9 protein-coding genes and 1 pseudogene are annotated in these 7,766 nt (G+C 60.6%); 4 read left to right on the top strand and 6 right to left on the bottom strand.

Annotation, left to right across the window (positions count from 1 at the left end; genetic code table 11):
- Positions 1-511, bottom strand: a pseudogene (locus F6X39_RS25435) (ammonium transporter); the annotation flags it as partial.
- Between the two features lie 28 nt (positions 512-539).
- Positions 540-878, bottom strand: coding sequence for a P-II family nitrogen regulator (locus F6X39_RS25430; protein WP_187618616.1), 339 nt, complete (start codon positions 876-878; stop codon positions 540-542).
- A 452-nt stretch (positions 879-1,330) separates the two neighbouring features.
- Between F6X39_RS25430 and F6X39_RS25425 the strand changes: the two genes are divergently transcribed.
- Positions 1,331-1,729 (top strand): VOC family protein, encoded by a 399-nt coding sequence (locus tag F6X39_RS25425; RefSeq protein ID WP_187618615.1) that lies wholly within the window; start codon positions 1,331-1,333, stop codon positions 1,727-1,729.
- 198 nt (positions 1,730-1,927) lie between these two features.
- On the opposite strand, the gene F6X39_RS25420 is transcribed toward F6X39_RS25425, so the two are convergent.
- The 4 genes from F6X39_RS25420 to F6X39_RS25405 all read right to left on the bottom strand — a co-directional run bounded on the left by F6X39_RS25420 (position 1,928) and on the right by F6X39_RS25405 (position 4,485).
- The gene (locus F6X39_RS25420) at positions 1,928-2,188 is read right to left on the bottom strand and encodes a hypothetical protein (RefSeq protein ID WP_187618614.1); all 261 of its coding nucleotides are present in this window, start codon (positions 2,186-2,188) and stop codon (positions 1,928-1,930) included.
- The gene (locus F6X39_RS25415; RefSeq protein WP_187618613.1) at positions 2,189-2,551 is read right to left on the bottom strand and encodes a hypothetical protein; all 363 of its coding nucleotides are present in this window, start codon (positions 2,549-2,551) and stop codon (positions 2,189-2,191) included.
- A 149-nt stretch (positions 2,552-2,700) separates the two neighbouring features.
- A complete protein-coding gene (locus F6X39_RS25410) occupies positions 2,701-3,828 on the bottom strand; it encodes an aminotransferase class V-fold PLP-dependent enzyme (RefSeq protein WP_187618612.1) in 1,128 nt (375 codons plus the stop codon).
- A 147-nt stretch (positions 3,829-3,975) separates the two neighbouring features.
- A complete protein-coding gene (locus F6X39_RS25405; protein ID WP_187613072.1) occupies positions 3,976-4,485 on the bottom strand; it encodes a DUF1269 domain-containing protein in 510 nt (169 codons plus the stop codon).
- A gap of 294 nt (positions 4,486-4,779) precedes the next feature.
- Here F6X39_RS25405 and F6X39_RS25400 point away from each other — a divergent pair, with 294 nt between their 5' ends.
- The 3 genes from F6X39_RS25400 (at position 4,780) to F6X39_RS25390 (ending at position 7,639) form a co-directional block, all read left to right on the top strand.
- Positions 4,780-5,757 carry an IS5 family transposase gene (locus F6X39_RS25400; RefSeq protein WP_187618611.1) on the top strand — a complete coding sequence of 326 codons (978 nt, stop codon included), beginning with the start codon at positions 4,780-4,782 and terminating at the stop codon, positions 5,755-5,757.
- Positions 5,758-5,918: 161 nt separating this feature from the next.
- Positions 5,919-6,581, top strand: coding sequence for a dihydrofolate reductase family protein (locus tag F6X39_RS25395; RefSeq protein ID WP_187618610.1), 663 nt, complete (start codon positions 5,919-5,921; stop codon positions 6,579-6,581).
- A 110-nt stretch (positions 6,582-6,691) separates the two neighbouring features.
- Complete coding sequence (locus F6X39_RS25390; RefSeq protein WP_187618622.1) at positions 6,692-7,639, top strand: pseudouridine-5'-phosphate glycosidase; 948 nt, start codon at positions 6,692-6,694, stop codon at positions 7,637-7,639.
- Positions 7,640-7,766 lie beyond the last annotated feature (127 nt).

Genomic DNA, 7,766 nt, shown 5'->3' with positions numbered 1-7,766 from the left:
TCGGCGCGAGGTGGCTGACGGTCAGCGTCGTGGCCTTGTCGCCCTTGATGTAGTTCATGCCCGTCATGAACACGCGCGAGAAGCCGCCGATGAACGAGCTGCCAGGCGTGAACGCGAGGCTGTAGCCGACCACGGTCCAGACGATCGTCACGACACAGGTGATCGCGAAGCTTTGCATCAGCGTCGCGAGCACGTTCTTTTTGCGGACCATGCCGCCGTAGAACAGCGCGAGACCCGGGATCGTCATGAACAGCACCAGCGCGGTGGAGGTCAGCATCCACGCGGTGTCGCCGGAGTTGATCTTCGACGAATCGACCGAGAACGGCGCGGTCGGGGTGGCCGGTGCCGATGCAGCGGCATCCGCCGCGGCCGGTGCCGCTGGAGCCGCGGACGCTTGCGCGACCGGCACTGAGGCGGCCGCGGGCGCCGAGGCGTCTTGCGCGAATGCGGAGCCCAGCCCGCCGGCGAGCAATGAGCCGGCCATCAACAACGTCATCAACAGTTTGCGCATCTCTCTTTCCTCTTATCCCAGTGTTTTTTTATAGGGCGTCGGCGCCGGTCTCGCCGGTGCGGATCCGGATCACCTGTTCGATCGACGTCACGAAGATCTTCCCGTCACCAATCTTTCCGGTACGCGCCGCACGCTCGATCGCCTCGATAGCCTGATCGACGATGTCGTCCGGGACGGCGACCTCGATCTTCACTTTCGGCAGGAAATCGACGACGTACTCTGCGCCCCGATACAGTTCGGTGTGCCCTTTCTGACGCCCAAAACCCTTGACCTCCGTAACCGTGATTCCAGAGACGCCAAGCGATGACAAGGCTTCTCGAGCCTCATCAAGCTTGAATGGCTTGATGACCGCACTGATTAGTTTCAATTTGCCTCTCCGTTGATCGCCCATCCCGATGCTCGCTGCGAATGACCGCGGCTCAGCGCGCGGAGACGTTCAAAGCAACTGTCATGCCATTCGCACGACAGGTATTGGAGCGGGGAATTATCGGAGGAGCCGAACTTCGGGTCCCTCAGCGGTCAGACGGATGTTGTGAGGAAGGGCGCGGGATTGGGCGGCAGCACTGTCAGAAGGCTTCTTGGCGGAATGCGGCGGACGGACTGAATGTACCCAGGCACCATGTGCGAGCGCGTTCCCCTGTCGTCCGCCCAATCGGGGGCATGCGTGCACGGTTCTGCCGCTTGTCATTACATATTCATTAATCGAAGCTTCCAGGTTTCCACTCGCACGCCCGACGCTCGCGAGCGTTCAAGAGGTCAAGCGCAACTCCACCGTGATAACGTGCAAAGACATCGCAACTCGAACAGGAACAGACCAGGATGATTTCGCATGTTTTCGTTGGGGTTAATGACTTTGACCGTGCGTTGAAGTTCTATTCGGTCGTCATGAGCGAGTTGGGACATCGACTGAAGTTTTGCGAGCCAGATAAACCGTGGGCTGGTTGGATGGCTGAGGGTATGCCGCGCCCGCTCTTCCTTATCGGCAGGCCATATGATGGCAACGCAGCAGAACACGGAAACGGTCAAATGGTGGCATTGCTTGCGCCTGATCGTCGTTCAGTCGACAACGCATACGCTAGCGCGCTGGCAAACTCAGGTTCTTGCGAAGGTCCTCCCGGCTTGCGAGCACACTATCACCCGGACTATTACGGGGCGTACTTCCGCGACCCGGAGGGAAACAGGATTTGCGTTTGTTGTCACGATCCCGTGACTCCGTAGCATTCGCAAAGCCCCGAACACGCTATACACCGGCCTATTTTCGAAGCGGTACCCGCTTCGACTTGAAAATTGCCGTCGAGGCGGCGCGAGCGGTCGACGGGATCGGGTCGGCTACTGTTCAGTGAACCTAACATTCGATTGACTTCCTGAGGCATTCGTCACCCCCGATGATCCCGTCGAGGGTTTCCATTCGGCAAGTCAGTCGTCAGCCGAGGTAATCTTGATGAACGGCCTGAGTTCAGGATTTGAGAGAGCGAGAAGATTGAGCGTCGCCCCGCCGAACCGACGCGCGAACTCATCGTCCAGCGTATTGTTGTAGTCGGCCACGGGAAGTTCTAAAGGAAACTGTCGCGTGGTAACCGCCAGCACCTTTTCAACGTCAAGCGTATAGGAGACCAGTGCCTGCTTTTCCTCCGACCACATGACCACGACACATCGCTTTTGTGGGTGAGTTGCCATTCAATATCGTCTGCATCGTTGATAGTGCTGAAATGCTCTCTGCGAGCACACATCCATGAATCTCTGCCCACCCATTGCCATCCGATAGGCAGTGCATTCGTCCATGTCTCGTTCGTACTGCGCGTGGCATTCTGCGTCGTGCGCTTCGCTCACTCCGCGCGCCGCGATGCTCTGCACATCGTCGCTTATCGCGTCCGGTGTGTACTTGAACGGCTGCGCATTGTCGAAGTTCTGCGGCACGCGTGGGGTGTCACGGTAGAGCGACCTTAGCATGTCCGCGTTGGCCGGTTTCTGCGCGCGCACGGCGGCTGAGCGGGAAGCCTTTTCCCGCTGCTGCCGTATCGCCTGCACGCAGCCCATCATTCTTCTTTGGAACGGTTTCTGTATCGCGCGGGAGACCAGTCGCACAGCCACTTGCAACCGGATGGTGCGCAGCCAGTCGCACCATCCGCGGCGCCGTGCGGCGGCCGGTCGCGAAAGCGAGCCACGCGCACGTGCTTTGGAAAAACGCTCTAAAGAATACTGTCCAACGCCTTGGCGAGCCTGGCGACCACAGCTTCGACGTCATGCAGTTTGTCCAGGCCAAATAATCCGACGCGGAAGGTTTTGAAGTCTTCTGGCTCGTCGCATTGAAGGGGAACACCGGCCGCGATCTGCAAGCCGGCATCGGCGAATTTCTTGCCGGATCGTATGCCGTCATCGTCCGTATAGCAGACCACGACGCCAGGAGCCTGAAAACCTTCAGCCGCCACGCTTTTGAAACCTTTGTCACTCATGAGCGAGCGAATGCGCTTGCCGAGTTCAAGCTGCTCAGCTTTGACTTTCTCGAAGCCATATGCCTCGGTTTCCTTCATGACGTCGCGCAGCGTCGCGAGACTGTCCGTGGGCATCGTGGCGTGATAGGCGAACCCGCCGTTCTCGTAGGCTTCCATGATCTGCAGCCATTTCCCAAGATCACAAGCGAAACTGGTGCTGGTCGTTGCGTCGATTCTTTCGCGGGCGAGAGGGCTGAGCATGACCATTGCGCAGCAGGGTGACGCGCTCCATCCTTTTTGCGGTGCGCTGATCAGGACATCGATGCCGCTGGCCTGCATGTCCACCCAGATCGTACCGGAGGCGATGCAATCCAGTACAAACATGCCGCCGACGGCATGCACAGCGTCGGACACCGCGCGCAAGTAGGCATCAGGCAGCATCATCCCGGATGCGGTTTCGACATGCGGCGCAAAGACCAGATCCGGCTTGTTTTCCTTGATCGCAGCGACGACTTCTTCGATCGGAGCCGGTGCATATGCGGCCTGCCTACCTCGTTCGACCGGACGCGCCTTCAACACCACCGATTCAGACGGAATGTCGCCCATGTCGAAAATCTGCGACCAGCGGAAACTGAACCAGCCATTGCGGATGACCAGACACTTCCTGTTCGTCGCGAACTGCCGGGCGACGGCTTCCATGCCGAAAGTCCCGCTGCCCGGGACGATAACGGCCGACTTCGCGTTGTAGACTTTTTTCAGGGCGCCGGAAATATCGCGTACGACTCCTTGAAAGAGCTGCGACATGTGATTGATTGATCGGTCGGTGTAGACGACCGAATATTCGAGGAGTCCATCGCGGTCGACATCGGGAAGTAGACCTGGCACGTTCGCCTCCGGTAATTGACGAGTAAAAGAATCGAAAACAGATTCTAACGAAAGCTGCCCGCAACGGTATCGGCCGAGACGTCCCCGCCCTTATTCGATCGCAGTCGCCCCCAAAGGTGGCGCCGCTCGCCTCGTCCCGACTGCTTCTCAGGGGAAGATCGGTGTCGTGGGCTCCGCGCCCTCGATATCGGCCTTCGGAAAATGCTGCGCGACCATCTGCTCGATCTCCTGTTCGCGCGATCCAGGCACGTCGGCCATGATCAGGAGCTGGCCGTCACGGATGGCGTCCCGGAAGCGCTCGAGTCGTGCATTCGGTTCGGCGACGCCGATCATCGCGGCCGTCCAGGCCCCGAAGCCGGCACCCGCCAACGTCAATGCGATGACGGCTCCGCCCGCAATAGCGAGCTCCGCGGGAGGAAACGCCAGCGCCACGAGGCCGACAAGCGCTCCGGTCGCACCGCCGAGCGCCACGCCGCGTTCGAGTGAGTGCACGACGTCGCTGCTCTGCAGCAAAGTTGCCTCGGGTAACTGTTCGAGTGCGACGCTGTGATTCGCGAGAACATGGAGATGTCGCCATGTGATCCGCGTCCGCAGCAAGTCGTCTACGATCGCCTTCGCCGTCGACGTGTCAGATGCGAGGAAATAAAGACGTCTCATCTCGACCCTCCATCAATCAAGCCGTCCTCAAACGGGACTATGCCGTTCATCGTACGCCTGCGGCAGGCAAAAGTTGGCTCTGGGCAGGTGCGTGCCGTGTTTGGATGGATGGTCGCCGCTGTATGCCAGCTTACAAATTCGGAAAACTTCTCCTGGAGACATAGGGTTGAGCAAAAATCTGCTGCCAGACTATTTCGCGTAGTTCCGGCAAACCATGCAGCTTTGCGGTCCACATTACGTTAGGGCTACGCTGAAAAAGGTCAACGCCGTTGGGCGGTAAGACGTTAAATGCGGATGAAACAACAGACCCTTGCGATGGCGGCCGATCAAGGCGCCGGATTCGAACAGTACCGTCGACCAACCAAACGTGATGTGTTCCTTGAGACGATGGAGCAGATCATACCGTGGACGCAGTTGTGCGAGGTTGTCGAGCCGCACTATCCGAAGGGGCAAGGCGGCCGCCCGCCAGTTGGCCTGGAGCGCATGCTGCGCATGCACTTTGTGCAGCACTGGTTCAACCTGGCGGATGAAGCCTGCGAGGAAGCGCTGCTGGACAGCACCGCATTGCGGCGATTCGTTGGGATTGACCTGGGGCGCGAGCGCGTTCCCGATGGCACGACGCTGTTGAGGTTTCGCCGGCTGCTGGAGCGCAACAAGCTCGGCGAGCAGTTGTTTGCCAAGGTCGGCGAGGTACTGCAAGGGCACGGCCTGAAGGTTGGCACCGGCACCATCGTGGATGCCACCATCATCGGTGCGCCCAGTTCCACGAAGAACGCGGACAAGACGCGAGACCCCGAAATGCATCAGACGAGGAAGGGCCAGCAGTGGTACTTCGGCATGAAGCTGCACATCGGCGTGGATAGCCAGACGGGGCTGGCACACAGCGCGGTAGTGACGGCTGCGAACGTGCATGACAAGCATCCGCTGCCGGCTCTGCTGCATGGCGCCGAGCGGCGTGTGTATGGTGACAGCGCGTATGCGAGCCAGAAGGAACTCATCGCCAGCAAGGCACCGCAAGCGAAGGACTTTACCAACCAGCGCGTGCGCAGGCGAAGTGGTGAGGTCGATGACACCAGACGCTCGAAGAACCGCAACAAGTCGAAGATACGTGCGCGGGTCGAGCACGTCTTTGCGGTGGTCAAGCGGCTGTGGGGTTTCATCAAGGTGCGCTATCGCGGCTTGGCGAAGAACGCCACGCGTGCCTTCACCGCACTGGCGTTGAGCAACATCTACATGAGCCGCGAGCGGCTCATGGCACAGGTGCGTCCATGAGGGGCCAAAGTGGGTCGAGAGACCCGCTTGCAAGGCCCTTCAGGGCAAGAAAATCGAACCAGTCGCGTCGCTGATCTCGCATTCCGAAATTCAGCAGCAAACCGTCGCCGAAAACGGCGGCTTCTTCAGCGCAGCCTTAGGCGTCTAAACGGAGGCAAACGATGACACGCATTCGCGTTGCGGGCTTCACCATTTCGCTCGACGGATACGGTGCAGGCCCGAATCAAGACATCAACAATCCGCTCGGCGTTGGCGGGACGGAACTGCATCAGTGGCTAGTCCCAACCCACACGTTCCAGCAAGCCTTGTTCGGCAAGGACGGCGGTACGACCGGGGTTGACGATGATTTCGCCGCCCGCGGCTTTCAGAATGTCGGAGCCTGGATTCTTGGGCGGAACATGTTCGGACCCATTCGTGGGGACTGGCCGGACACAAACTGGAAAGGCTGGTGGGGAGACAATCCACCGTATCACGTTCCAGTCTTCATCTTGACCCATCACGCTCGTCCCCCCATCGAGATGGCAGGCGGCACGACGTTCCACTTCATAACAGGAGGCATTCGCGAGGCGCTCGACCGTGCACGCGAGGCCGCTGCCGGAATGGACGTGCGCATTGGCGGTGGGCCGGACACAATTCAGCAGTATCTTCGCGAGGGCCTCATCGATGATCTGCACATTGCCGTCGCGCCGGTCCTGCTCGGCCGGGGAGAATCGCTGTTCGAAGGGGTCGACTTGCGGGCTCTGGGATACGAATGCGTTGAATTCGTAGCGTCGGAGAAGGCCACGCATGTCGTCCTAAGGCGCCAGGGGCACACGGACGCCTAACCACTCGCTGAAGGCCGACGCCCCTGACGGGCCGCGGCCTTGGCTCGCGCGTTGAGTGGACCGGTCTAGTACCGCATACTTCAGTGAATCACACCACCGAAAGGATCGACATGGTTTCCGACCTTGCACGCTCCTGGTTGACCTGGAGCGCGCCTGCAGCCGCTGCGCAGGCCTCCGGTCGCCCGCTCGTGGCGCTGGAATCGACCATCATCGCCCACGGCATGCCCTACCCGGAGAACGTTCGCACCGCGCGCGAAGTGGAAGCCTTGATCCGTGACGCGGGTGCCGAGCCGGCGACTATTGCGCTGATCGATGGGCGAATCCACATCGGCCTTTCGGATGACGAGCTGGAAACGATCGGCCGATCGGACCACGTACATAAGGTCAGCCGCCGCGACCTGCCGGCCGTGCTGGCCGGCGGCGGGCTGGGCGCCACGACCGTGGCTGGCACGATGATATGTGCGGCGTTGGCCGGCATCGAGGTCTTCGTCACCGGAGGCATTGGCGGCGTACACCGAGGCGCGCATGAAACCTTTGACATCTCGGCCGACCTGCAGGAACTGGCGAAGACCTCGGTGGCGGTGATCTGTGCCGGTGCGAAGTCCATCCTGGACATCGGGCTCACATTGGAATACCTGGAAACCCACGGCGTGCCGGTGCTCAGTTGCGAACAGGACAATTTTGCGGCGTTCTACACGCGTGACAGCGGCTTTCGCGCGGACTTCAGGCTGGACGACGCGGAGGAACAGGCACGGTTCATTCGCACCAAGTGGGACCTGGGCCTCGACGGCGGTGTGGTGTTGAGCACTCCGGTGCCGGAAGCCGCAGCGATGTCGTTCGAAGAGATCGACGCGCTGACCCAGCAGGCGCTCGACGAGGCCGCTGCACAAGGAATCACTGGCAAGGCCGTCACCCCCTTCCTGCTGGCGCGCATCAAGGCGTTGACAGGCGGGCGCAGCCTGGCGACAAACATCGCGCTCGTGAAACACAACGCCGAGGTCGGCGCAAGGCTGGCGCTAGCGTTGGCACGCTCAAAGCCCAGCACAGGCGCGGTGTAGCCTCACTGCCGTTTCGTGCGGCTGGTGATTTCCTTGACGGCCACCGCGCTGATTTCGAGCCAGTGCCGAAGCTGCCGCCGCCCGGGGCGCAGGGCTCCACGAAGCCAGCCCCGTGCTATCTTTGACG

This window comes from Paraburkholderia sp. UCT2, from assembly GCF_014397665.1.
Lineage (GTDB): Bacteria > Pseudomonadota > Gammaproteobacteria > Burkholderiales > Burkholderiaceae > Paraburkholderia > Paraburkholderia tuberum.
This window is presented reverse-complemented; position numbering and strand designations above follow the sequence as displayed.